Here is a 24,305-nt window from a genome sequence, read left to right on the forward strand (position 1 = left end):
GCGGGCTGTGTGATTTTCAGGAAACCCCATGTTGAAACAAGATGTCGCCCTTCATTTTCGAGATGCTCTGGAGATTGGGCAGGAGATTCGGCAGGGCCGCTTAAGCGCCCGCCAGGTTGCCACGTATTTTCTGGATCGTATCGAGCGTGCAGCCGAGCTCAATGCCTTTAGTGTCATCACGGCCGAACGCGCCCTGGCCCAGGCGGACGCGGCCGATCGTTTGCTGGCGGCGGGCATTGTGCTGGGACCCTTCCATGGTGTGCCCGTGGCTGTCAAGGACAGTGTGCAATGGGAGGGTACCGAGGCGACTCTCGGTTCGCAAAGCCGGGGCGGCAAGCTTAGTACCGAGACGGCAGTTGTCCTGCGCTCCTTGATGGCGCACGGCTTGGTGGTGCTGGGCAAAACCCGGATGACCGAGTTCGCCTTTGGCTTATCCGGGCAGAATCCTAGCCAGGGCACGGCGCGCAATCCCTGGGATGCGGTCGTCGCGCGTGCTCCGGGGGGCTCCTCCAGTGGCAGTGGGGTGGCGGTAGCGGCTGGTCTGGTGCCGATGGCCATGGGGGGCGATACGGGCGGCTCAGTACGTGCTCCTGCCACACTTAATGGCCTTGTCGGTTACAAGCCTTCGACGGGCGTGATCAGTTGTGCAGGCAGCTTGCCTTTGTCTGCGACCCTGGATGTTCTGGGACCCATCGCGCGCAGTGTGGCCGATGCCCGTCAAGTGACGGCGCTGTTGGCAGGCCCGGACATTGCCGATCCTTCGACGCTGGCGTTGCCTGCCGGGTGTGTGGCGGCCTTGCGCGCACCTGTTGCGCCGATACAGGGTTCGATTGCCGTGCTGGATGAGACGGACTGGCCCGCGACGTTGGACCGTGACACACAAACGAGCTGGCATTCCACGCTGGAGCGCTTGCAGGAGGCAGGCGTATCACTGCAGACCTGGGCACCGCCGCCGGATTGTTCTTTTGCCCGACTGGCTGAAGATAATTCGATTGTGCTCGCTTACGAGGCCTATCAATATTACGGTGAGCTCGCTGCCGATCCTCGACACGACCTGTGGTCAGTGGTGCGGGAACGCATCCTGGCGGGGGGGCGGATTGATAGAGCGGCTTATGAAGCGGCTTTGCAACGACGCACAGCCGATATGCAGGCGTTTGCGCAGGCGATGCATGGCTTTGCAGCGTTACTGATGCCCGCCTGCGATCAGGTGGCTCAGCCGCTCGATCCTGAAGATGTACGGCATGCTGGTTTGGGCCGCTTGCTGCGCCCCGGCAATTTTTTGGGAGCAGCCGCTATTTCTCTGCCCACCGGGCTGGATGGGCACGGTTTACCTACGGGCATTCAATTAATGACTTCGCGGGGACGTGATGCGGGTTTGCTCGATTGTGCGCACGGGGTTGAACACGCGCTTGGCCGACTTTCCCGCCATCCGGATTTGACGGCGTGGGGGCTGTAAAAAAACTGCTTGAGCCCGCCTGCAGCTCTTTGGGTGCTCCCCGTTCCCCACTCAGGGCGCAGGCTCTGTTTTCAGTAGTGCCCTTAGCAAGGTGAGCCCACACACAGGCTCTGGAGACAGAGAGCAAAAAAAAGACCTCGGTTCGATACCAGGTCTTTTTTTGCGCTCAGCATTTAAAAATGCATAGTGCGCGCGATCAGTCCAGCATGGCCTCTGCTTCAATCTCAATCAGCCATTCGCGTCGGGCCAGGCCGTTGATCAGAATCCAGGAGGAAGGGGGGGGATTGACCGGAAAGCGTTTCAATAATGCGGCGGCAATCTCATCCTGCTCTTGGGGTGAACTGGCATCTTCCCGAATAAAAATTCGCAGCATGATTACCTGATCGATCCGGCCGCCCGCTTCGGCCAGAACCAGTTCTATATTGTCCAGAGCGGCTTCTGTCTGTTCACGCATACCACCGCTGACGGTTTGTTCCTGGGCGTTGACGCCCACTTGCCCGGACAACATGACACGGCGTTGGCCGGTGACAACCAAGCCTTGGCTGAAACCGTATTGCAGAGAATTGAATACGGTGGAGGGGTTAATAGCGCTTTTAGTCATCTTCATCAATACATAAAAAGTCAGTTGAGGCGGTGTGTTCACACGCCATCCTCCTACCTTGGGGCTGCCTGGTAGAAGACAAGGGCTGTGTGGAAAATAGATACCGGCCCGGGCAGGGATTCACCAAGAGGGCTCACAAGACTGGAGGCGTAGTGCGGAGACACCTTACATCGAGTTTCCCTTGTTCGACCGCGCAGCCGCTAGAATGAGTTCACGTCCTAGCCACGGAGGCGTTTATGACGAGTGATCAAACCCGGATTCAGGGCACGTGTTTGTGTGCTGCGGTGTCAATCAGTATTGCGCAGCCCAGCCCGACAATCAGTGCTTGCCATTGCAGTATCTGTCGAAACTGGACGGGAGGCCCGTTCTTTTCATTAGAGACGCATGAGAGCCCTGTCATTGAGGGGAAAGAGCATGTCAGGTCTTATGCTTCCTCGGAATGGGCGCGGCGTAGTTTTTGCGCTGTCTGCGGCACGCATTTATTCTATGAGCTCAAGGCAGGTGGCTTTCATGCTATTTCGGCCGGCCTGTTCAAAGAGAGCGGGCAATGGCCGTTTGAACTGCAGGTTTTTATCGATGAGAAACCAGATAATTATCAGTTTGCCAATCCAACACGGCAGATGACCGGCGAGGAGGTGGTGAAGCTGTTTTCCTGATTGTTTGCGCTGTCCTGGCAGTCGGGTCTGGAAGCCGGCTGCTCGCCCTGCCCGGGCAGCGCTGTGAAAATCGTAAGAGAAGGTCGGCGGAAATAGTCTTTGATTCGTGTTCAAGGGGAGTTCTGATGAAAAAAATTATGGTGCTATCACTATCTGTCACCTTAGCGGCCTGCGCCACCTCGCAGGCGGACCTGGCGACACAGAAAGACGTGGACTTGAACCAGTACATGGGTACCTGGTATGAGCAGGCACGGTTGCCCAACAGTTTTCAGCGTGAGTGTGTCGGGGACGTGCAGGCCAATTATGTGATGGCGGCAGACAAAACCATCACGGTCACCAATCGCTGTCAGGGTAGCGATGGTCAGGTCAAAGAAGCGGTGGGGCAGGGCAGGCTGGCCAGTAGCGTTAATCCAGCTGATCCGGCGGTGCTGGAGGTGCGCTTTGCTCCGAAATGGTTGTCCTGGCTCCCGATGGTCTGGGGAGATTATTGGATTATGAAGCTGGAAGGAGACTATCAGTATTCTCTGGTTGGAACTCCAGACCGGAAATATCTGTGGGTTTTGTCCCGAGACAAGCAGGCTGACCCCAAGACGGTGAGCCAGTTGCTGGACTATGCGGCATCACAGGGTTTTGCCGTGCAAAAGGTGATTCCGACGAATCAATAGTCGCCTTTTAAGGGGCGGGGGCGCCGCAGCAGCACAGTTTTGCCTCTCTCCTTACATGTTTTGGTTATAAGCATGGGGAGATTTGATCGTTTTGAAAGGCTGACGGCTGTGGTCGAATGGCACGACGGTATGTATCGGACGTGCCATTTTTTTTACGGAATGTTTTTATTATGAAGTCGTTTTTAAGCATTGCCGCAACCCTTACCCTGGCGTTGGTGGCTGGAGTGGCCCAGGCTGATCGTCTGGATGACATCAAGAAAACGGGTGTCTTGAAAGTCGCGTCTTTCGACAGCAATCCACCGTTTGGTTTTGTGGATCAGAAGTCCCGTCAGATCACGGGTCTGGATGTGGATTTTGCTCAGGCTCTGGCGGACAAGCTGGGCGTGAAGCTGGAAGTTTTGCCGACCAACCCAGCCAATCGTGTGCCGCTGCTGACGTCCAATAAAGTGGATCTGGTTCTGGCCAACTTTACGATTACCGAAGAGCGCGCCAAACAGGTTGATTTCAGCATTCCGTACTTTGCATCGGGTCAGCAGTTCTTAGCCAAGAAAGGCGTCTTGTCCTCGCCCGAGCAATTGAACTCGCTGCGTATTGGTGTCGACAAAGGCACAGTCAATGAGATCGTCCTGCGTGAAAAATACCCCCAGGCCAAGCTGGTTGCCTATGACGATACGCCTTTCGCCTTTACCGCCTTGCGTAACGGCAATGTGCAGGCTATCACACAGGATGGCCCCAAGCTGATCGGCCTGTTGGCCAATGTGCCGGACAAGGAAAACTATGAAATCCCGGCCTTTAGCATTTCCGAGGACTTGATCGGTATTGGTATCCCCAAAGGCGAGACAGCACTGAAGTCCTTTGTGGATGAAACCTTGCTGGAGCTGGAAGCCCAGGGCAAGGCACAAGCCATTTATGACGTTTGGTTTGGTCCTCAATCCAAAACACCGCTGGAGCGTTTGTACCGCATCGGTCAGCAACAGTAAGTCGCCACGTGTTTGCAGGCCAGCCTCGCATGTTCAGGCTGGCCTTTTCCTGTTTGTGTTTTTAACAGCGGGATCGGTTGATCCTGCTTTTTGGTGTTTGCTATGCCGTCTTCTGATTTCTGGCTGGCACCCCACTATGTGGGCTGGTTGCTGCAAGGGTTCTGGGTCACGATTCAGCTCTCTTTAATCGTTTCCTTCGCTGCAACTGTTTTGGGTTTTTTGGTGTGTATTGCCAGGCTCTCGTCATTTGCCTGGCTGGCCTGGCCGGTGCGTGCCTACCTTAGCTTGTTCCGTAATACGCCCTTGTTGGTGCAACTGTTCTTCTGGTATTTCGGTGCCTCCGCGCTGATGCCCCCGGAGCTGGTTCAATGGCTGAACACCCAGCATGTCTTGCAACTGGTTTTGTTTGATGTGCAGTGGCCCAGTTTTGAGATGTTGGCCGCCTTTGTGGGGCTGACGCTCTACACCACAGCGTTTGTTGCGGAAGAGTTTCGCTCCGGCGTGCGCGCGGTGCGCAAGGGGCAATGGGCCGCTGCGGCCTCCCTGGGCATGTCATCCATGCAGGTCTGGCGCTATGTGGTGATGCCGCAAGCCTTGCGCAATACCTTTCCTTCGCTGATCGGGCAGTACATGAATGTCATCAAGAACACCTCGCTGACCATGGCCATTGGTTTGGCAGAGCTGTCTTATGCCTCCCGTCAGGTGGAAACCGAAACCTTCAAGACCTTCCAGTCCTTTGGGATTGCCACGCTGTTGTATGTCTTGCTGGTCATGCTGGTTGAGGTGGGTGGGCAATGGTTGCAACGCCATCGTCTGCAAGTGCGAGGTGGGCTGTAATGAACTTCGATGTAATCCATGAGAACCTCCTGTACTTCCTGGTGGGGGCGTATCCGCACGGCCCTTTAGGAGGGGCAGCCCTGACGCTCTTGTTAAGCGTGCTCTCGGCAAGCCTGTCTGCCATTTTGGGTTTGGTGTTCGGAGTGGCGTTGGTGTTGACGCGTGGTGTAGCGCATACCGCTTTGCTGCTGTTTCTGGGCTTTTTTCGCGCCGTGCCCGTGATCATGCTGATTTTCTGGGTGTATTTTTTGCTGCCCATTCTGTTCAAGGTGGATGTGCCGGGTTTGTTTACCGTGGTCTGCGCCTTGTCCTTGATTGGCGGTGCGTATCTGGCGCACTCGGTGTATGCGGGCATCAGCAGCTTGCCGGCGGGGCAATGGCAAGCGGGCAAGGCCCTGGGGCTGAAAACTGCCCAAATCATGACGTCCATCATCCTGCCGCAAGCTTTGCCGGTAATGCTGCCTTCTTTTATTAATCAGTGGGTTGCCTTGATCAAAGACACGTCGCTGGCCTATGTCATTGGCGTAGCGGAATTGTCTTTCGTGGCCACTCAGGTCAGTAACCGGGTCATGGTGCACCCCACTGAAATCTTCTTGTTTGTCGGGTTGATGTACTACGTGATTTGCGCAACGCTGGAGTTGATCGCGAACCGGGTGGCCCGACGTTATGACAAACATCTGCGACTGGATGGCAAATGATCCGTATCGATAGTGTTTCCAAGTGGTATGGCACATTTCAGGTGCTCAAGGACTGTACGGCCAAGGTGGACCGGCAGGAAGTCGTGGTGGTGTGCGGGCCTTCGGGCTCTGGCAAGTCCACCTTGTTGAAAACCGTCAATGGTCTGGAACCGTTTCAGCAGGGCGCGATTGTTGTGGATGGGATTTCCGTCGGTGACCCGGCAACGAATCTGCCAGACTTGCGCAGCCGGGTCGGGATGGTGTTTCAGAACTTTGAGCTTTTTCCGCATTTGAGTGTCATGGCCAATCTGACCTTGGCGCAGCGTAAAGTGCTGGGCAGGGATCGTGATGAAGCGAACGAGCGGGCCTTGCTGTATCTGGATCGGGTGGGCCTGAAAGCGCTGGCCGATCGTTATCCGGCCAGTTTGTCGGGCGGGCAGCAACAGCGTGTCGCGATTGCGCGGGCGCTGTGCATGGACCCGGTCTGCATGCTGTTTGACGAGCCCACCTCCGCATTGGACCCGGAGATGGTCAATGAGGTGCTGGACGTGATGGTCAGCTTGGCGCAGGAGGGCATGACCATGATGTGCGTCACCCATGAGATGGGCTTTGCCCGCAAGGTAGCCGATCGGATGGTTTTCATGGATCAGGGCCAGATTCTGGAGGACGTGCCCACGGATGTGTTCTTTGGTGATTTGGCAGGTCGGCCACAGCGAGTGCAAACCTTTTTGTCCAAGGAACTGCGCTTGTAGCTGGTTGTGGTGCACGGCAGCCAGTTGCTTGATTGCCGAGCCGTGCCGAGCCCAGAGTCCGTCACCAAAAAAAAGCCCGCCTGTGGAAAAATGGGCGGGCTTTTTTACGGGCGAACAAACCAGGCTTGGTGAAACAGGGCGAATGACATGCGTGCCCGGCCTGGAGTGGATCGCGATGTACTCAGAACTACTGAGCGGCGGTGTCAAACGATTGCAGTAGGGATTCTGAGGCCAGTACGGCGCGGCGTGCCTGTTCATGCTGATCATGCAGGGCCAGATAACGTGCTTCGGCTTCGTCGCCTCGCGCTACATCCCCTTTGTAGGAATGCTCTACGTAGTTTGCGTACCAGATGGACTCGGCTACGGTCATACCGACAAACACTTCATTGTTGTCCTGATCGTTCGTCAGGGCTCGGATACCCGATAAATACGCCCGTTCACGGGGCTGAAATTCCAACATAAGACTCCTTAGATAAGCCTCCATTGTAGTAGGTAGAGGAAATCAGGCTAGATCTCGTGCAATCCGCTCGACCAAAGCAAGGAATGAGGCCCTTTGTTGAGGAAACGAGCATTGGCGATTTGTTATGACGGAGCAACGATAGACTCTTTGTTTTGTTGCCCCGCAGCCTGCCTTATAGTGACCGCTTCCTGGCCACGAACTCAGCGTTAACTTATATGGATAGACAGAAACTCGAATCACGCCTGGCTTTTCTCGAAGAGGCGGAACGGCTCAAGAGTGTATTGCGTAGTGGACATACGTCGACCGGGCGCCCTGAGAGCACGGCGGAGCACTCCTGGCGCTTGTGCTTGATGGCCATGCTGTTTCAGGATGAGCTCGGTGATCTGGATATGCTTAAAGTCTTGAAAATCTGTCTGGTCCACGATTTGGGCGAGGCCTTGCACGGCGATATTCCCGCCATTGAAAAAGATCAGCATCCTGATAAGAGCGAGCAGGAGCGTGCGGATATGGCTTATCTGACCCGCCACCTGGATGCGACGGCCCAGGCCGGCATTCTGGGCTTGTGGGAAGAGTACGAAAATGCCAGTTCAGCCGAAGCACGTATGGTGAAGGCACTGGACAAGCTGGAAACGATTTTGCAACACACACAGGGGCGCAATCCGCAGGACTTTGATTACGGCTTCAACCTGACTTACGGTGAGAAATACACGGCTATAAGGCCGTTTCTGACCCGCTTACGCCAGATTCTTGACGAGAAAACCCGTGCTCGCATGGATGAGCGGGCAGGGGATGCGGACAAGGCTGGTGCATAAACGTCAATGAGCGCTCACACAGGGCCCGAGCCTTGTAAAAAGGCACTGGACTCGTCAAGCGGGCATCGTCACTTTTTTCAAGCGATAGGCCAATGCAGGCCGGGTCAATCCCAGTCTGCGGGCAGCTTCCGATATATTTCCGTTTGTCCTTTTCAGGGTCAGTTGAATGATCTGTTCCTCCAGCTCGTCCAGATTGAAGGGCGTTTCCAGCAAACTCTCCAGATACTGCGTCTGATTCGCGCTCAGACAGGATTCCTTGGCCATAAAGCCTTGCGTATTCAAACTGCTCAGATACTGCAAGGCACTTTTTTGCTGGGGGAACAGGTGGTGGGTTTCGATTTCGTGGTTGTGCTCGGTCAGGATGACACCACGCTCGATCATGTTTTCGAATTCGCGGATATTGCCCGGCCAGTCGTACTGCATCAGCAGTTCCCGGCTGCGGTCGCTCACTCCCAGCACGTGCTTTTTGTACATGCTGGAGTATTTGTTCAGGAAATATTCGGTCAGCAGCGGGATGTCTTCTTTGCGCTCACGCAGCGGCGGAATGTGGATGGGAAAGACATTCAGGCGGTAGTACAAGTCGGCGCGAAAACTGCCTTTTTGAACCGCCTCGGCCAAATCCTCGTTGGTTGCTGCCACTACACGCACGTCGATGTGACGGGTATTTTCATCCCCGACGCGCTCTAGCTCCTGTTCCTGCAGGACCCGGAGCAGGGCAGCTTGAGACCTTGGTGACAGTTCCACAATCTCGTCCAGAAACAGGGTGCCGCCTTGAGCGCGTTCGAAGCGGCCTGGGCGGGACTTGTGGGCGCCCGTGTAGGCCCCTTTTTCCACACCAAACAGCTCTGACTCAATCAGTTCTGGCGGGATGGAGGCACAGTTCACGGCGATGAAGGGCTGATCAGCCCGGTCGCTGGCCGCGTGCAGGCCGCGTGCGAAGGCTTCTTTCCCCACGCCGGTTTCTCCCAGCAGCAGCACGGAGACTTTGCTTTGCGCCGCTTTCTCCAGCAAATGGCAGGCGGCCTGGTAAGCCGCCGACTGGCCGATGGAGTTGGGCAAGTTGAAGTGGGCACTGGAGCGTTTGAACTCCTGCTCACGTAACTTCACCAGCTCGCATCGCAAGGCAAACAATTCGTCCTGAACCGGGTCGGGCAGCATGAAGCGGTCAATTTCGGGGTCGTCATGCTCCCATTCTTCGGCGGGTTTGCCTACGATTTTGCAGTGACTGTGGCCCATGGCCGCGCATTGGGTTTCTTTGTAGATGATGCTTTTGCCCATATAAAAGCTGGTGTAGCCGCTCGCATAGCCGAGCAGGCTCCAACAGACGGGCTCGCTGGACTGGCCGTGCTCTTTCTGGTGATTGCTGACTTCATAGGAGTCAAACCAGTCAAATTCGCCGTAATACTGGCCAGCATCGCGGTCAAAGGTCAGGGCGGTAGGTACCACTTTGACCATGCCGCGAATGGTGTGCATTTGCGGCCCCGCCAGAAAGGTCTCTTTCAGCGACAGGTCCGGGCGCACTTTCTGGGACACCTCAGCATCTTTCATGCCCGCGTGGTAGCCAAAGCGCATCAGAAAGTATTTGGCGCGCTCGCTGCCTAAAGAGGCAATCAGCTCTTTGCGCAACTGACCAAAACCGCTGGCGTGCAGCAAGAGCATGCGTTGCTCGCTAAACCAGATTTTTCCCTCACGAGCGTCAAAGCGAATGGCGTCGATCAGGTCCTGACTCAATGGCAGGGTGAGTTCAGTAGCCCCCATGGCAGTCTCCATCTTGTGTTTTTTTATTGTGTTTTTGGGTTTTCTAAAACCAGTATGCCGCCTGTCTTTCTAGTGACTCAAGGAAAACCGAATAGTGTCCAGAGTACGGATAAAACCGTTTTTTCTAAGGTTTTACCCTAACTCAGCATTTGGTGAAAACGGCGCTAAGAACTTGATCAAATGATCAATTTTCCTGCTGCGGACCCGTCTCAGGCCGCATTCCTTCTCGGCTGGTTCTCCTCTATCTCTTTAATCCTAAAGGGTTAAATCCTTCAAATTTGAAGTTGGCACGGCGTTTGCTATGAACAGGCTGTGGACACTCATGCAACCGTTTGATCAGGAGGAGAACCGATGGCAGACACGAGCTTGCCCACCTTGACGAAGTATGTACGCGTACGCAGTCCCGCCAATGCCCGTTTTGTGGAGTTTGATTTTGCGATTGGCCAGCCGGACCTGTTTGTGGAGCTGGTCATGCCCCCGGCGGCATTTGAGCATTTTTGCCTGCAAAACAATGTCCAGCCCATGAGCGATGAGCAAATGCGGGTCAATGACGAGAACGAGGAAAAATGGCGTTTTGGTTATGACACTTTGGTCGGTAACAGTCGTCAGGCTGAAGCCCAGTAGGTTTTATTCAGGAGAACAAGAGGATGACATTAGAAATTAAAACGGCCAGTTTGCAGCCGGTGCGGCAAACCTTCGCCAACGTGGCCCGCCGCTTTGGCGAAAAACCGGCCACGCGCTACCAGGAAGCCACCTACGACGCCCAGGCGACGGCCAACTTCCATTACCGGCCTCTGTGGATGCCGGACAAGACCCTGAACGACCCCACACACACCGCCATTCAAATGAAGGACTGGTATGTGTTCCGTGACCCGCGTCAGTTCTATTACGGGGCGTATGTTCAGAACCGTGCCCGCATGCAGGAGTCGGCGGAAACCAATTACGGTTTTTTTGAAAAGCGCGAGCTGGCTCAGTATCTGAGCGAGGACGTCAAAGCCAAGGTCACCCGCTTGCTGCTGCCTGTGCGTCACATTGAGCAAACTGCCAACCTGAACTTCATGTCGGGCTCGGCCTACGGGTATGGCACCACCATTACCCAAGCCTGTCTCTATGCCGGGATGGATTCGCTGGGTATGGCGCAATACGTCTCCCGTATGGGGCTGCTGATCGATGGCAATAGTGCCGATTCCCTGAGCCAAGCCAAAGAGGCCTGGATGCAGGATGCGGCCTGGCAAGGTCTGCGCGCCTTGTGCGAGAAAACGTTGGTCCAGAAAGACTGGTTTGAACTGCTGCTGGTGCAGTCTCTGCTGGTCAATAGCGTGGTGCATCAGGGGGTGTATCAAGCTCTGGTGGCGGATCTGGCCAAGGAAGGCGGCCGCGATCTGGATATGCTGCTGGAGTTCATGTTGGAGTGCCATAAAGACCTGGCCAATTGGAGCGATAGCGTCTTCAAGATTGCCGTTGCCGAAAGCGAGGAAAACAAGCGGCAACTCCAAACCTGGCTCAATCAGTGGCTGCCTCAAGTACGCGCCGCCTTCATGCCATACCTTAAGGCGGCCTTTGCCGAGCAGGCTGATCAGGTCTGGGAACAGGCGCAGGAAACCATTGCCAAACGCGTCACGAAAGCAGGCCTGAGCCTGGGTGGAGAAGCCTGATGACATCCAAGGTTTATATCGGTCTGCAAGACAACGACATGTCGCGCTACATCGTCGAGGCCATCGAGGAAGACAACCCGGACGCGACGGTGATTTATCAGCCAGCCATGATCCGTATTGAGTGTGTGGGTCAGTTGACCGTCAAGCGCGAGACCGTGGAAGAAAAGTATGGGCAGCAATGGGACATGCAGGAGCTGCATCTGAATCTGATCACCTTGGGTGGCAACGTGGATGAAGATGAAGACCGCTTGTTTTTGCACTGGAACAGCTAAATCGGAAAAGGGGGCAATATGGCCACGAAAAAACTAAATATCAAAGACAAATATCGCTATCTGACTCGTGATCTGGACTGGGAATTCAGCTACCAGGATCGCAAGGACGCCTTCCCCTATGAGGAGTTCGAAGGCATCAAGATTACGGATTGGTCCAAATGGGAAGATCCGTTCCGTCTGACCATGGACGCGTATTGGAAGTACCAGGCCGAAAAAGAAAAGAAGCTGTATGCCATTTTTGATGCTTTTGCGCAGAACAATGGCCAGATGAATATTTCCGATCCGCGTTACCTGAACGCGATCAAGGTGTTCCTGACGGCAGTGACCCCGCTGGAATACCAGGCTTACCAGGGCTATTCCCATGTGGGCCGTCAGTTCAGCGGCATCGGCGCCCGTATTGCGTGCCAGATGCAGTCGATTGATGAACTGCGTCACGTCCAGACGCAGGTCCACGCCATGAGCCATTACAACAAGTTTTTCAATGGCTTTCAGGACTGGAGCCATATGCATGACCGGGTCTGGTACCTGTCCGTGCCCAAGTCCTTCTTTGAAGATGCCCGCTCGGCCGGACCCTTCGAGTTTTTGCTGGCGATCAGCTTCTCCTTTGAGTACGTGCTGACCAACCTGCTGTTTGTGCCTTTTATGTCGGGCGCAGCCTATAACGGCGATATGGCGACGGTGACCTTCGGTTTCAGCTCGCAGTCTGACGAAGCTCGACACATGACGCTGGGGCTGGAAGTGATCAAGTTCTTGCTGGAACAGCACGAGGACAACGTGCCTATCGTTCAGCAGTGGATTGATAAATGGTTCTGGCGTGGCACCCGCCTGCTCTCCGTGGTGGCCATGATGATGGACTACATGTTGCCCAACAAGGTCATGTCCTGGAAAGAAGCGTGGGAAGTGTATTTTGAACAGGCCGGCGGTGCTCTGTTCAAGGACCTGGCCCGTTACGGCATTCGCATGCCCAAGTACAGCGACGTGATCGAGAAAGAAAAAGAGCACATTTCGCATCAGGCCTGGTGGATTTTTTACAACTTCGGTCACGCGGCCGGTTTTCACACCTGGATTCCCAGCGACGAGGAGCTGGATTGGTTAAGTGCCAAGTATCCCGACACCTTCGACAAGTATTACCGCCCGCGTTGGGAGATGGCCAAGAAGATGGAAGCAGAAGGCAAGCGTTTTTACTCCAGCGGTCTGCCACAGCTGTGCCAGGTGTGTCAGGTGCCCATGACCTTTACCGACATGGAAAAACCGGACGAGATTACCTATCGACAAAGCCTTTATCAGGGTGAGCGTTACCACACTTGCTCGGACGGTTGCCGCGATATTTTCGAGCACGAGCCTGAAAAGTACATCCAGGCCTGGCTGCCGGTGAACCAGATCCTGCAAGGCGGCTGCGGTGGCCCCGAGCTCGAGAAGATCCTGAGCGATTACTACCGGCTGAACGTGGGTGTCGACAATATGGACTTCAAGGGCTCGGTGGATGAAACGCGCTGGAATGAATGGAAAGGAGTGACGGCCTAGTCACGCGAGAAAAAAGGCAGCGCTCCCGGTGGGTGCTGCCACTACCTATAAAAATTGGAGATCAATATGGCAGTTACTGCGATTACCCCGGATTATCAAGGCTACGCGCGCGACCAGCGCTCCCACTATGGCGACAGCATGTTGCTGTACATCGGCTGGGATGAGCATCTGTTGTTCTGCTCGGCCAAGGCCTTTCTGGTTCAAGCTGACATGACCGTGTCGCAACTGATCCAGCAACTGATGCCCGCTGGCTTTGCCCAGCACCCTGACTTCGAGCAGATCGAATGGAGCAAGGTGCAATGGAATCTGAATGGTCAGGCGGTGGACCTCAAGCCTGATGGCACTCTGGGTGAACAAGGCTTCGATCACAAATCCTTGTTGCGTTTCAAAACCCCGGGCCTGAATGGCTACAAGGGCACGGGCGTATAAGAGGCGGAGGCAGCAATGACGTATCAGGTAACCGTAGAACCCACAGGTGATGTGGTCGAGGTGGAAGACGGACAAACCTTGTTGGACGCTGCGTTGCGACAAGGGGTTTGGTTGCCTTTTGCCTGTGGACATGGCACATGTGGCACCTGCAAGGTGCAGGTTCTGGAAGGCTATGCGGACGCAGGGGATGCGTCCAGTTTTGCCCTGATGGATTCGGAGCGCGATGAAGGCAAGTTGCTGGCCTGTTGCTGTCTGCCCGAATCCGATATGGTCATCGAGGCCGATATTGATGTAGACCCGGATTTTCAGGGGCTGCCCGTGGAGGACTATCAGGGCAAGGTCGTCCTGATTGAAGACTTGTCGCCCACCATCAAGCATATCCGTCTGGAATTGGATCGCCCGATGGCGTTCCAGGCCGGGCAGTACATCAACCTGCATGTGCCGTCCATCGACAGCACCCGTGCTTTCTCGATTGCGAATCCGCCGTCCATGAGCGGTATTGTTGATTTGCATGTGCGCAAGGTGGAAGGGGGAGCAGGCACCACCTGGCTGCACGAGGAGCTGCAAGTGGGACAGAGCCTGGATGTGTCTGGCCCCTACGGGCAGTTCTTTGTGCGCAAGTCCGATCCGCAAGGCGCGATCTTCATTGCCGGAGGCTCGGGGCTGTCCAGTCCCGAGTCCATGATTATGGACTTGCTGGAGCAGGGCGATACCCGCCCGATTTACCTGTTCCAGGGAGCGCGCAATAAAGCCGAGCTGTATCACGCCGATCACTTCTATCAGCTAGCTGAAAAGCATGACAATTTTCACTACATTCCGGCCTTGAATGCCCCCTTGCCGGAAGATGCCTGGGAAGGGTTTGTAGGCTTTGTACACGAGGCAGTGGGGCAGTTCTTTGAGCAACGCTGTTCAGGCAACAAAGCCTATTTGTGTGGCCCGCCACCCATGATCGAAGCGGCGATCTCCACCTTGATGCAAAGCCGCCTTTTTGAGCGTGACATTCACATGGAGCAGTTTCTGACAGCGGCAGATGGGGCGAGCGGCAAGGTGCGCTCGGCCTTGTTCAAGCGTATTTAAGGGCGGGGGATTTCCATCAGTCGGGCCCTTTGGCAATGAAAGGACCCGACTGGTGCGCCATGATCGCATTTTCAATAGTTTGTTGAAATATGGCGAGCAGCCCCTCTTCGAGCCCTAGTGTGTGCATGGGATTGCCTCCCTGTACCCAACCCCGCTGCAGGCCTTCCACGCCTTCGGCTCTGGCGAAATCCTTTCCATCGAATACGACATCACTCGTATAACTGAAGCATTTTTCCAATGCCTTGATACCCGCTTCTCCATGAAATTGGGTTAGTCGATACAGCATTTCATGTGTCCAGATTGTTCGATTCGGTGCCTCAGGACAGAACAGATTAATGGCCACGTAATCTGGGCGCATAATAAAAAAGCGTGCGAGAAAAGAGAGTAGTAAAGCGATGCAAAATCCAGAATACGTCGCTGGTCCGCCTGCACAGGCACTGTTTTCTGAAAGTTGCTTCGCGCCGTATTATCTGTCCCTTTATACCGGGCTATCGCTGTTCGCCGAGTCCTAGTATGAAGCCAAGCTTTTTGGGGGAGTCAGTTCAAGGGGTTTAAGTGGCCGGAACCACGGTTCCCTGTGCCAGCGCGCATAGTTTTTGGGACTCGCCATCAATGGCGTAAACCTCGCATTGGCAAACGGCCAAGCGCTTTCCTGTGCTACGTGCTTGCGCCTGGGCGACCAAACGAGTGCCAATCGCTGGCCGGATGTAATTGATTTTAAATTCTACGGTTAACGCGTTTCCGCCCAGTGCAAGCCCCCCAGCAAAAGTGATGGCATTGTCCGCCAGGTAACTGATCGCGCCACCATGAACAAATCCATGTTGCTGTTTGTGATGATCCTGAACAGCGAGTGCCAGTTCGGCGCTGTCGTGAGAGCATGTCACCAGCTCCGCGCCGATGAATTGGCTAAAGGGTTGTGATTGAAATATTTTTAACGCAAATGCTTTTATATCGTCCATTGATAAGCACCTTTGCCGAAAATACGGCGTTAGGTTTTTCGCAGTATTTTTGAGAGAAGTTTTTATTTATTATGTTAGCAAGATAATAAACCGGGATATTCAGTCGAAAACCGTAATTTTTTTTCTTGAAACTGTATTACGGTTTTATGCCAATTTTTCAAAATTCATTTATCTTTCATTTTGAACGACGCCCTATATTATTTAAACTAAATAATATAGGGCGATAATATGGCATCTATTGGAAATCGTCGCGCTATTCAGGCAGGACCGTTGCTTAAAGCACTGTGCCCTGGAATGAGCCAGGGCGGTTTTTCTGCATACATCTCTTCGATAAACGCATGCATCTGGGCGATATACCAGGAGTTGTCGTTTTTTCTGTGGCTGAAAATAATGGGCGAGGTCACTTTCTCGTCGTCAATCAGCCGGTAAACCAGATCGCTGCGTATCTGAGCGGCCGAGGGAATCAGACACAAACCCACGCCCCCGGCAACCAGTCCCATTGCGGTTTGCAGCTCCTTCACCTCATGTACTTCAGTGGGGAAAATAGCATTGTCATGCAGGATATTGAGCACATGATCGGCAAAGCTGGGGCGCGGCGATTTGGGATAAACGATGAAGGCGTGATCGGCAATGACCTGTAAAGACACGGGGCCCCGATCCCTGGCCAGTTCAATGGTGGGCGGGATGGCCAGAACCAGACGTTCTTCACGCAAAACGGTACGACATACGGCGCTGTCGTGAATGCGCACGCGGCCAAAAGCCACATCAATGCGCCCGGCACGCAAGGCGGCTATCTGCTGGCTGGAGGTGAGCTCCAGAAAGTGAAAACGAATGTCGGGGTAGGCGTGACGGAACTTCTGGATCAGGATAGGCAAGCCGCCGTACAAGGTGGAGGCCACAAAGCCAATCGACAGTTGCGGGCGTTGGTTCAGCCCGACTTCGGTGGTTGCGGTCTTCATGGCTTCCACCCGATTGAGCAGTTGGAGCGACTGCTCGTAGAAGATTCGGCCGGCCTCGGTCAGTTGTAAGGGTCGGCTTTCTCGTGAGAGCAGCAGGACATTAAGCTCCTGTTCCAGTAACTGGATCTGCCGGCTCAGTGCGGGCTGAGCGATGTGCAGTTGTTCGGCAGCGCGTGTGAAATTGCGTGCTTTGGCGACCGCAACAAAGTAGCGGATTTGTTTCAAGTCCATATGCTTTGCCTGTGGCCCAGATCCAAAAAACCCGATTCAATATATCACCTATCTCGACCATCCAAGCTTCAAGCTTATGCTCCTATACGTCTAGGGTTAACGATAGGTTTTGGTGTTAGTGATATATAAGCAATTGATTTTAATAATAAAAAAACAAACTATAGAATTTTGGTATAGAGCGGAAACGATATGGTATTGGAAGCCTGAGTCCACCCGGACTGTAATGAAAGTCATGCAGAACAGCCCTTGGTGTCAATTTAGCGGGCTGAGCATCAGCCGCCCGACAGCGTTCCAGTCGGGTGTGAAACAGGCTCGGTGCAGACTCACTTGCACGCTGTCATGAGCCTGCCGGATTTCGATCCGGCGCGATTTCTCTTTTTATCACGCGTGCTTGCTATGTCTCTCGGGGCATGGGCAGGGACGGCTGCAACTCTCATAAAGGCCACATCATGTCAGTCCTTATGGATAAAACCAAAGATATCAGACACTTGCTGGATACTGCCCTGGAAGAAAACAAAGAATCCGGCGTGTACCGCTGTCGTCGTGACATCTTCACGAACCCTGATTTGTTCGAGCTGGAGATGAAACATATTTTTGAAGGTAATTGGGTCTATCTGGCCCATGAAAGTCAGCTGCCCGAGGTCAATGACTACTTCACGACTTATATCGGACGCCAACCTGTGTTTCTGACACGCGGCAAAGATGGCGGACTGAATGCGTTCATCAATGCCTGCGCGCATCGTGGGGCCATGCTGTGCCGTCGCAAGCACGGCAACAAGGGCAGTTTTACCTGTCCTTTTCATGGCTGGACTTTCAATAACAGCGGCAAGCTGCTCAAGGTGAAAGATGAGAAAAGCACCCAGTATCCCGAGCAGTTCAATAGCAATGGCTCCCATGACCTGACGCGGGTGGCGCGTTTTGAGAACTATCGCGGTTTTCTGTTCGGCAGCCTGAATCCGGATGTGGTGTCCCTGGATGACTATCTGGGTGAAACCAAAGTCATTATCGACCAGATCGTGGACCAGGCCCCGGAGGGGCTGGAAGTGCTGCGCGGCAACTCTTCCTACATGTACGACGGCAACTGGAAGCTGCAGATGGAAAACGGCGCTGACGGCTATCACGTGAGCAGCGTGCACTGGAACTACGCAGCCACGATGGGTCGTCGCAAAGAGGGTGGGACGCAAGCGGTGGATGCGAATGGCTGGAGCAAAAGCCTGGGCGGTGTGTATGGCTTTGATTACGGCCATATTCTGCTGTGGACCAAGACCATGAATCCAACCGTGCGTCCGGTCTATGAGCATCGCGAGGAACTGAAACAGCGTTTGGGCGAGAAACGAGCCGAACTCATCGTCAACCAGACACGTAATCTGTGTTTATACCCGAACGTATACCTGATGGACCAGTTCTCCACTCAGATTCGGGTAACGCGCCCGATCAGCGTGGACAAGACAGAGGTCACGATCTATTGCTTTGCTCCCAAAGGCGAGAGTGCCGAGCAGCGTGCGATCCGTATCCGTCAATACGAGGACTTTTTTAACGTGTCGGGCATGGGAACGGCGGACGATCTGGAAGAGTTCCGCGCCTGTCAGGAGGGCTATGCCGGTTTGGCAGCCCCCTGGAATGATTTGAGCCGAGGCGCTCCCTTGTGGGTGGAAGGGCCGGATGATAATGCCACCGCCATGGGCATGAAGCCTTTGATCAGCGGCGGGCGTAGTGAGGATGAAGGCTTATTTGTCTGCCAGCACGAGTACTGGGCCAAGACCATGAGCCAGGCGTTGCAAGCAGAAAACGGGGAGGTCTAAGCCATGAACGCAAGCTATCACTCTATTTGCACTTTCCTGTATCGCGAAGCCCGCTTGCTGGATGATCGCCAGTGGGATGAATGGCTGGAATGCTATAGCCCCAACGCCCAGTACTGGATGCCTTGCTGGGATGATGATGATCAATTGATCGAAGACCCGCATAGCGAGATTTCCTTGATCTTTTATCCCAACCGCAACGGTCTGGAAGATCGGGTGTTCCGCATCAAGACCGAGCGTTCTGGCGCCTCCACGCCCGAGCCACGTACTGCTCACATGCTGAGCAATATTGAGATTCTGGCCGAGCGCGACGGGCAGGTGGACGTTCGCTATAACTTTTTAACGCTGAACCATCGCTATCGCGTGACAGATCAGTTCTTTGGCACGATTTACCTGACCTTGTCGCCTCAGGAGCAGGGCTGGGTGATCGAGCAAAAGAAGGTAGTGCTCAAGAATGACTACATCCGTCAAGTGATTGATGTGTATCACATTTAAAGCGGGGAACGTCGTGAATAGCTATCGTATTGCGCTGAATTTTGAGGACGGCGTCACCCGTTTTGTGGACTGTGGTGAACACGAAAAAGTACTGGATGCCGCGTATCGCCATCAGATCAATCTGCCTATGGATTGTTCGGACGGAGTGTGTGGCACTTGTAAATGTCAGGCCGAAAGTGGTCAGTATGATCAGGGCGACGACTATATCGAAGATGCCCTGACGCAGGAAGAAGCGGACAAAGGTTTGGTGCTGACTTGCCAGATGATTCCCAAATCAGACTGCGTGATTACCGTGCCGATTTCATCGGGTGTGTGCAAGACCGCCGTGGCCAAGTGGCAGGGGCAGGTATCGGAATGCCGTCAGTATGAGGACGCGGCTTACGAGCTGAAGATTGATGCGGCCGACAAAGCCTTGCCTTTCCTGCCTGGGCAGTACGTGAATATCACGGTGCCCGGCGGGCAGGCGCATCGCTCCTATTCCTTCAGCTCTGCGCCGGGCGAGTCGCGTTTGAGCTTCTTGATCAAGCAGGTTCCGGGTGGCCTGATGAGTTCCTGGCTGGCTGCACAGCCGCTAGGACAGCAGGTAGAAATGACTGGTCCTTTAGGCAGTTTTTATCTGCGGCAGGTAACTCGTCCTTTGCTGTTTCTGGCCGGCGGAACGGGCCTGGCGCCGTTTTTATCCATGCTTGAAGCATTGGTCCGGCAAGGCTGTACGCAGCCTGTGCATCTGGTCTATGGCGTCACCCGTGATCAGGATCTGGTGATGCTGGCAGAGCTGGAGTCCTATACCCAGCGATTGCCGGGATTCAGTTACACCACCTGCGTGGTGGACCCGAAATCCCGCCACGAGCGCAAAGGCTACGTTACCCAGCATTTGGATTTGGCGCATTGGCATGAGGGGCAGGTGGATGTTTACCTGTGCGGGCCGCCGCCCATGGTGGACGCAGTCAGCCAGTTCATTGATGCGCAAGCCCATGCTCCCGCGAATTTTTACTACGAAAAATTCATTACCAGCCAAGCAATGTAGGCAGGCAGCGCCTCCTTTGCGGGGCGTCCTGTGCTGCTTGACCCTTACAAGGAAAAATCATGACTGCGCCTGCGCGTTTTTATCAAAAAGTGGCCATTGTGACGGGTGCGGCCCAAGGTATTGGCCGTCGCGTTGCCGAGCGCCTGCAGGCCGAAGGGGCCTGGGTGCTGGCAGTCGATCGTTCGGAGCTGGTGCGGGAACTGGCCTGCGAGTCGGTCTTGACGCTGGAAGCGGATCTGGAAAGCGTTGAAGGTGCTCAGGCCGCGGCCCGGGCGGCGCTGGATAAGTGGGGGCGTATTGATATTTTGATCAATAACGTCGGAGGAACGATCTGGACGCGTCCTTATGAGCATTACACACCCGGGCAGATTGAAGCCGAGATCCGTCGCTCCCTGTTTCCAACGCTGTGGTCCTGTCATGCCGTTTTACCCAGCATGCAAGCGCAGGGTAGCGGGGCCATTGTGAATGTGTCCTCGATTGCCACCCGCAGCATCAACCGCGTGCCTTATGCCGCAGCCAAAGGCGGGGTCAATGCCTTGACCGCCTCATTGGCTTTTGAGAATGCCCAGCGCGGCATTCGGGTCAATGCCGTCTCGCCCGGTGGGACCGAGGCACCGCCACGGCGCATTCCCCGCAATACCCAGAATCACGAAGATCCTCAAGAAGCGATCTGGTATCAGCAGATTGTGGATCAGACCGTAGCGAGCAGTTTGATGAAGCGTCACGGCAGCCTGGATGAGCAGGCTGCCAGCATTTTGTTTTTGGCCTCGGACGAGGCTTCGTACATTACCGGCACTGTCTTGCCAGTAGGAGGTGGCGACCAGGGCTGATCAAGCGATGCGTGCGGCTTGTAGAGCGAATGGCATCAAGACAGAAACTCCATATTGGGGGAGACAAATCATGAAAATAATAAAAGTGAATGAAGTCATTGAGCAGGCTCGTTTTGGATCTTATCACTGGCTGGTGATGAGCCTGTGTGCGTTGCTGCTGGTGTTTGATGGCTATGACCTGTTCATTTATGGCGTGGTCTTGCCGGTGCTGATGGACGAGTGGAATCTGACTCCGGTACAGGCTGGTGCCTTGGGCAGCTACGCCTTGTTTGGCATGATGTTCGGCGCGTTTGTGTTCGGGCCCCTGGCTGATCGGATTGGCCGCAAAAAGGGGGTCACCCTTTGCTTTACCTTATTCAGTCTGGCCACATTTTTCAATGGTTTTGCATCCTCACCGACCGAGTTTGGTGTGTATCGCTTTCTGGCTGGCTTGGGCTGCGGGGGCTTGATGCCCAATGCCGTGGCCTTGATGAATGAGTATTCGCCCAAGCGGTCGCGCAGCACCTTGGTGGCGATCATGTTCAGTGGCTATTCATTGGGTGGCCTTTTGTCGGCGGCGATCGGCATCTATATGCTGCCGCGCTTTGGCTGGCAGTCCATGTTTTTCTGTGCGGCCATACCGTTTTTGCTGCTGCCTTTGATTGTCTGGAAACTGCCCGAGTCGCTGGCGTTTCTGATGCGCCAGGGGCAAGAAGACAAGGCACGGGCGATTGTGCAGAAACTGGCGCCGGAAATGGAGGTGTCAAAGCAGACAGTGTTGACCTTGAATGAGCCGAAAAAAGCGGGCGTGCCCATGCTGGATCTGCTCAAAGATGGGCGTTTGCTGGGCACCTTGATGATCTGGCTAGCGTTTTTCTGCTGTTTGCTGATGGTTTATGCACTGGGTTCCTGGTTGCCTAAACTGATGGCCAATGCCGGTTACAGCCTGGGCTCCAGCCTGTCTTTCTTGGTGGCGCTGAATCTGGGGGGGATGTTCGGTGCCATTTTGGGCGGCTGGCTGGGAGATCGGTTCAGCTTGCCCAAGGTGGTGGCATGGTTCTTTCTGGTGTCAGCGGTCTCTATTACGCTGCTGGGTTTCAAAAGCCCGACTTTGCTCCTGTATTTGCTGATCGTGATCGCCGGGGCGACGACGATAGGCACGCAAATTCTGCTGTATGCGAATGCGGCGCAATTCTACCCGCTGTCCATGCGTTCCACGGGTCTGGGCTGGGCGTCGGGAGTGGGGCGTCTGGGTGCGATTGCAGGACCTTTTCTGGGGGGGACTCTGATGGCAGCCAACTTGCCCTTGCAAATGAATTTTATGGCTTTTGCGGTACCGGGCGTTCTTGCCATGCTGGCCTTTCTCGTGTTTTTGGCCTCGTTGCGCAGTAGTTCGCGGCTAGCCATGAATGCCGTAGCAGGTTAGTTCTGAGGGTTTGCCAGGCCGTTCCTAAAACGGCCTTCCTGGTCGCTATCGGCTGGCAGCCTGTTGGATTGGGGGAGCTTCGTTATACTTACTTGTGCTAACAGGTCCTCTTTCAAGGGGGCGCCGGTATCAGGTTTGAACCCGTCTTTGTCAGTCCACCAATGCCAGCACTTCTGAATGAAGTGCTGGCATTGTCTATGGAGTCCGTACCATCATGAATGCCAGTAGTGTCTTGCTGTTTCTGCCCGCCTGCTTTGCCTTGAACATGGCTTTTGGGCCCAATAATCTCTTGTCCATGACCGTGGGCGCCAAGCAGGGGGTGTCTACGGCCCTGGTCGCGGCTATGGGACGCCTGCTTGCTTTCGCGATCATGATTGTGGTGGCAGCGCTGGGGATGGGAAGCTTGCTGATGGTCTCTGAAACGGCGTTTACCGTCGTCAAGTTTGCCGGCGCGGCCTACCTCATCTGGCTGGGCATCAAGATTTTGCGTGCCAATGGCAGGGCATCCACAGAGCAGCTAGAGCTAGGCAAAACGGATATCCGGGGGCTGGCACGTCAGGAGTTTTTGGTGGCGATTGGCAACCCTAAGGCAATCCTGATCTTTACGGCCTTTTTTCCACAGTTTGTGGACATGAATAATTACTGGACCAGTTTTATGATTCAGGGCGTGATTTTCTTGTTGCTGGAGGTGATTGCGATCGCCGCCTACGCGTATGTGGGTACGCGGCTGTCCGGGGTGCTGCAGCATGCGCAGGGGCTGCGTTGGGTGAATCGTATCAGTGGCAGCATGATGATTGGCTTTGGTTTGATCCTTGCCATGGCCAGACGTTCATAACATCTGCATTGAGCTTGGCCAAGAAAGCGCTCGCACGAGCGCTTTTTTTTCCTTTTTACATCCTTATCCCTACGCTCCTGTTTTTTTGACTGTTTTTGGTTTGCAGAGAAAATATGCAAACAAACAAACAGACTGACAGGGCAACGCGCGGCCCCTGTTTTTTCCTGGATGTGCATTGATGCAGGGAAAACACTAGGTAGTATGAAAGACGCTTGCGATTTGGTTTCTTTTTGATAGGATGAAAACTCGTTCTACGCTTTCACTATTAACCAAGCAGCAGGAGGTGAGGATGAACGATATACCGATGAACTGGCCCGGTGATTTTCCGAATAAACACGATTCACTATAAACACTCATTAAAAACGGAGTCTTTTGCCCGCCAGGCCGCCTTTGGGCGGCTTTTTTTATGCATGCTGTTATTTTGCATAAAAATCACTTTATATGCTGTGGCTATTTTCGAGTTGCTTTCTGGGTTTCTATGGATCGCGCTTTAATGCGTTTTATTTCAAGCAATGGTTGGGTCTCTGTATTTATCAGTAATCACCGTTGCAGTGTCTGAGTGGAAACAGCGGCCTCAGCTCATCCCCTCGGTCATCGACGAACCGGTGCCTGTCACCTTGGCCCGTAGCAAAGGCATTAAACAGCTCAGGCATCTCTGTGCGGCCATTAACTTGTAAGATAGCGCCTGAGGGAATGGACCAAGGCGTTTGGCCCTGGTTTGTTAAGCGTGGATGTGGGCAAAGGGTGTAATGAATAATTCAAATCGGGCCTATATGAGCGATCTGCTTAGTGTCGCTTCCTGGATGACCGGCCTGGGAGCGGCTTTTGTGGGGTTTGTTTACTTGCTGTCCTTTCCCTGGGATTGGGTCGTACCGGCCGCGATTGGTCTGGAAGTGGTCTTGTTGGTCATCGCCATAAGAATGGAGCTTTCAGCCAGACAAGTGAGTGGAGCCGCGGGCTGGGCAACGTTTGGATTCGTGTTCGGACACATCTGGATATTTGCGGCGGCACTGGTTCTGCGAGGCATCGTGTTGCTGGGGCAATGGGCGTTGGCTTAAGTCAGGCCGTCCCAGCCTTGGGTTGCTCGCCCGCATGTTCCCACAAGGCAGTCATCAATTCAGCCTGGCGGTCAGGTCGGCGAGGAAGGCAAACAT

Annotated in this window: 27 protein-coding genes; 21 read left to right on the top strand and 6 right to left on the bottom strand. The window is 54.5% G+C overall.

All coding sequences use genetic code 11. The annotated features are described in order from the left end of the window. Positions 1-28 precede the first annotated feature (28 nt). A complete protein-coding gene (locus RSQ48_RS07785; RefSeq protein ID WP_415302311.1) occupies positions 29-1,456 on the top strand; it encodes an amidase in 1,428 nt (475 codons plus the stop codon). A 196-nt stretch (positions 1,457-1,652) separates the two neighbouring features. Here the strand turns inward: RSQ48_RS07785 and RSQ48_RS07790 are convergent, their stop codons facing one another. After that, the gene (locus RSQ48_RS07790) at positions 1,653-2,057 is read right to left on the bottom strand and encodes a RidA family protein (protein ID WP_039943113.1); all 405 of its coding nucleotides are present in this window, start codon (positions 2,055-2,057) and stop codon (positions 1,653-1,655) included. A gap of 236 nt (positions 2,058-2,293) precedes the next feature. On the opposite strand from RSQ48_RS07790, the gene RSQ48_RS07795 reads away from it, so the two are divergent. The 6 genes from RSQ48_RS07795 (at position 2,294) to RSQ48_RS07820 (ending at position 6,624) form a co-directional block, all read left to right on the top strand. Continuing rightward, positions 2,294-2,713: a GFA family protein gene (locus RSQ48_RS07795; RefSeq protein ID WP_240208743.1), complete on the top strand. Its 420-nt coding sequence runs from the start codon at positions 2,294-2,296 to the stop codon at positions 2,711-2,713. 125 nt (positions 2,714-2,838) lie between these two features. Further along, a complete protein-coding gene (locus tag RSQ48_RS07800) occupies positions 2,839-3,378 on the top strand; it encodes a lipocalin family protein (protein WP_003800454.1) in 540 nt (179 codons plus the stop codon). A gap of 170 nt (positions 3,379-3,548) precedes the next feature. Beyond that, complete coding sequence (locus RSQ48_RS07805; protein WP_003800452.1) at positions 3,549-4,358, top strand: ABC transporter substrate-binding protein; 810 nt, start codon at positions 3,549-3,551, stop codon at positions 4,356-4,358. Between the two features lie 102 nt (positions 4,359-4,460). Continuing rightward, positions 4,461-5,195 (top strand): amino acid ABC transporter permease, encoded by a 735-nt coding sequence (locus RSQ48_RS07810; protein ID WP_003800450.1) that lies wholly within the window; start codon positions 4,461-4,463, stop codon positions 5,193-5,195. Further along, positions 5,195-5,893 (top strand): amino acid ABC transporter permease, encoded by a 699-nt coding sequence (locus RSQ48_RS07815; RefSeq protein ID WP_003800448.1) that lies wholly within the window; start codon positions 5,195-5,197, stop codon positions 5,891-5,893. The genes RSQ48_RS07810 and RSQ48_RS07815 overlap by 1 nt, the downstream gene beginning before the upstream one ends. Continuing rightward, a complete protein-coding gene (locus RSQ48_RS07820) occupies positions 5,890-6,624 on the top strand; it encodes an amino acid ABC transporter ATP-binding protein (protein ID WP_219235973.1) in 735 nt (244 codons plus the stop codon). The genes RSQ48_RS07815 and RSQ48_RS07820 overlap by 4 nt, the downstream gene beginning before the upstream one ends. Positions 6,625-6,811: 187 nt before the next feature. Here the strand turns inward: RSQ48_RS07820 and RSQ48_RS07825 are convergent, their stop codons facing one another. Next, positions 6,812-7,084: a hypothetical protein gene (locus tag RSQ48_RS07825; RefSeq protein ID WP_003800445.1), complete on the bottom strand. Its 273-nt coding sequence runs from the start codon at positions 7,082-7,084 to the stop codon at positions 6,812-6,814. A gap of 215 nt (positions 7,085-7,299) precedes the next feature. Between RSQ48_RS07825 and RSQ48_RS07830 the strand changes: the two genes are divergently transcribed. Then, positions 7,300-7,896 (top strand): HD domain-containing protein, encoded by a 597-nt coding sequence (locus tag RSQ48_RS07830; RefSeq protein WP_415302312.1) that lies wholly within the window; start codon positions 7,300-7,302, stop codon positions 7,894-7,896. A gap of 54 nt (positions 7,897-7,950) precedes the next feature. Here RSQ48_RS07830 and RSQ48_RS07835 read toward each other — a convergent pair whose 3' ends face one another. Beyond that, entirely contained in the window at positions 7,951-9,654 is a 1,704-nt protein-coding gene (locus tag RSQ48_RS07835) for a sigma 54-interacting transcriptional regulator (protein WP_415302313.1), read from the bottom strand. A gap of 351 nt (positions 9,655-10,005) precedes the next feature. On the opposite strand from RSQ48_RS07835, the gene RSQ48_RS07840 reads away from it, so the two are divergent. From RSQ48_RS07840 to RSQ48_RS07865, 6 genes are all read left to right on the top strand, one after another. Further along, positions 10,006-10,278: a phenol hydroxylase subunit gene (locus tag RSQ48_RS07840; RefSeq protein ID WP_003800440.1), complete on the top strand. Its 273-nt coding sequence runs from the start codon at positions 10,006-10,008 to the stop codon at positions 10,276-10,278. 23 nt (positions 10,279-10,301) lie between these two features. Continuing rightward, positions 10,302-11,309 (top strand): aromatic/alkene monooxygenase hydroxylase subunit beta, encoded by a 1,008-nt coding sequence (locus RSQ48_RS07845; RefSeq protein ID WP_415302314.1) that lies wholly within the window; start codon positions 10,302-10,304, stop codon positions 11,307-11,309. Then, positions 11,309-11,581 (top strand): MmoB/DmpM family protein, encoded by a 273-nt coding sequence (locus RSQ48_RS07850; RefSeq protein WP_003800437.1) that lies wholly within the window; start codon positions 11,309-11,311, stop codon positions 11,579-11,581. The genes RSQ48_RS07845 and RSQ48_RS07850 overlap by 1 nt, the downstream gene beginning before the upstream one ends. Positions 11,582-11,599: 18 nt before the next feature. After that, entirely contained in the window at positions 11,600-13,105 is a 1,506-nt protein-coding gene (locus RSQ48_RS07855) for an aromatic/alkene/methane monooxygenase hydroxylase/oxygenase subunit alpha (protein ID WP_003800435.1), read from the top strand. A 66-nt stretch (positions 13,106-13,171) separates the two neighbouring features. Next, complete coding sequence (locus RSQ48_RS07860; RefSeq protein ID WP_003800433.1) at positions 13,172-13,534, top strand: phenol hydroxylase subunit P4; 363 nt, start codon at positions 13,172-13,174, stop codon at positions 13,532-13,534. Positions 13,535-13,549: 15 nt separating this feature from the next. Beyond that, positions 13,550-14,611, top strand: coding sequence for an NADH:ubiquinone reductase (Na(+)-transporting) subunit F (locus RSQ48_RS07865; RefSeq protein WP_059317690.1), 1,062 nt, complete (start codon positions 13,550-13,552; stop codon positions 14,609-14,611). A gap of 16 nt (positions 14,612-14,627) precedes the next feature. Here RSQ48_RS07865 and RSQ48_RS07870 read toward each other — a convergent pair whose 3' ends face one another. From RSQ48_RS07870 to RSQ48_RS07880, 3 genes are all read right to left on the bottom strand, one after another. Then, a complete protein-coding gene (locus RSQ48_RS07870) occupies positions 14,628-14,969 on the bottom strand; it encodes an SRPBCC family protein (protein ID WP_153008881.1) in 342 nt (113 codons plus the stop codon). A gap of 193 nt (positions 14,970-15,162) precedes the next feature. After that, complete coding sequence (locus tag RSQ48_RS07875) at positions 15,163-15,570, bottom strand: PaaI family thioesterase (RefSeq protein WP_003800427.1); 408 nt, start codon at positions 15,568-15,570, stop codon at positions 15,163-15,165. A 257-nt stretch (positions 15,571-15,827) separates the two neighbouring features. After that, complete coding sequence (locus RSQ48_RS07880; protein WP_003800426.1) at positions 15,828-16,760, bottom strand: LysR family transcriptional regulator; 933 nt, start codon at positions 16,758-16,760, stop codon at positions 15,828-15,830. Between the two features lie 449 nt (positions 16,761-17,209). Between RSQ48_RS07880 and RSQ48_RS07885 the strand changes: the two genes are divergently transcribed. From RSQ48_RS07885 to RSQ48_RS07915, 7 genes are all read left to right on the top strand, one after another. Then, on the top strand, positions 17,210-18,562 hold the full coding sequence (locus RSQ48_RS07885) for a Rieske 2Fe-2S domain-containing protein (protein WP_003800424.1): 1,353 nt from the start codon (positions 17,210-17,212) through the stop codon (positions 18,560-18,562). A 3-nt stretch (positions 18,563-18,565) separates the two neighbouring features. After that, complete coding sequence (benB, locus tag RSQ48_RS07890; protein ID WP_131071677.1) at positions 18,566-19,054, top strand: benzoate 1,2-dioxygenase small subunit; 489 nt, start codon at positions 18,566-18,568, stop codon at positions 19,052-19,054. A gap of 13 nt (positions 19,055-19,067) precedes the next feature. Beyond that, on the top strand, positions 19,068-20,081 hold the full coding sequence (gene benC / locus RSQ48_RS07895) for a benzoate 1,2-dioxygenase electron transfer component BenC (protein ID WP_059317688.1): 1,014 nt from the start codon (positions 19,068-19,070) through the stop codon (positions 20,079-20,081). Between the two features lie 59 nt (positions 20,082-20,140). After that, positions 20,141-20,911: a 1,6-dihydroxycyclohexa-2,4-diene-1-carboxylate dehydrogenase gene (locus RSQ48_RS07900; protein ID WP_415302315.1), complete on the top strand. Its 771-nt coding sequence runs from the start codon at positions 20,141-20,143 to the stop codon at positions 20,909-20,911. Positions 20,912-20,981: 70 nt separating this feature from the next. Next, positions 20,982-22,316: an MFS transporter gene (locus RSQ48_RS07905; protein ID WP_415302316.1), complete on the top strand. Its 1,335-nt coding sequence runs from the start codon at positions 20,982-20,984 to the stop codon at positions 22,314-22,316. A gap of 214 nt (positions 22,317-22,530) precedes the next feature. Further along, positions 22,531-23,151 carry a LysE family translocator gene (locus tag RSQ48_RS07910; protein WP_059317687.1) on the top strand — a complete coding sequence of 207 codons (621 nt, stop codon included), beginning with the start codon at positions 22,531-22,533 and terminating at the stop codon, positions 23,149-23,151. 749 nt (positions 23,152-23,900) lie between these two features. After that, on the top strand, positions 23,901-24,209 hold the full coding sequence (locus RSQ48_RS07915; protein WP_240208736.1) for a hypothetical protein: 309 nt from the start codon (positions 23,901-23,903) through the stop codon (positions 24,207-24,209). Positions 24,210-24,305 lie beyond the last annotated feature (96 nt).

This window comes from Alcaligenes sp. SJTW-7 (assembly GCF_047716895.1).
Taxonomy (GTDB): domain Bacteria; phylum Pseudomonadota; class Gammaproteobacteria; order Burkholderiales; family Burkholderiaceae_B; genus Alcaligenes; species Alcaligenes ammonioxydans.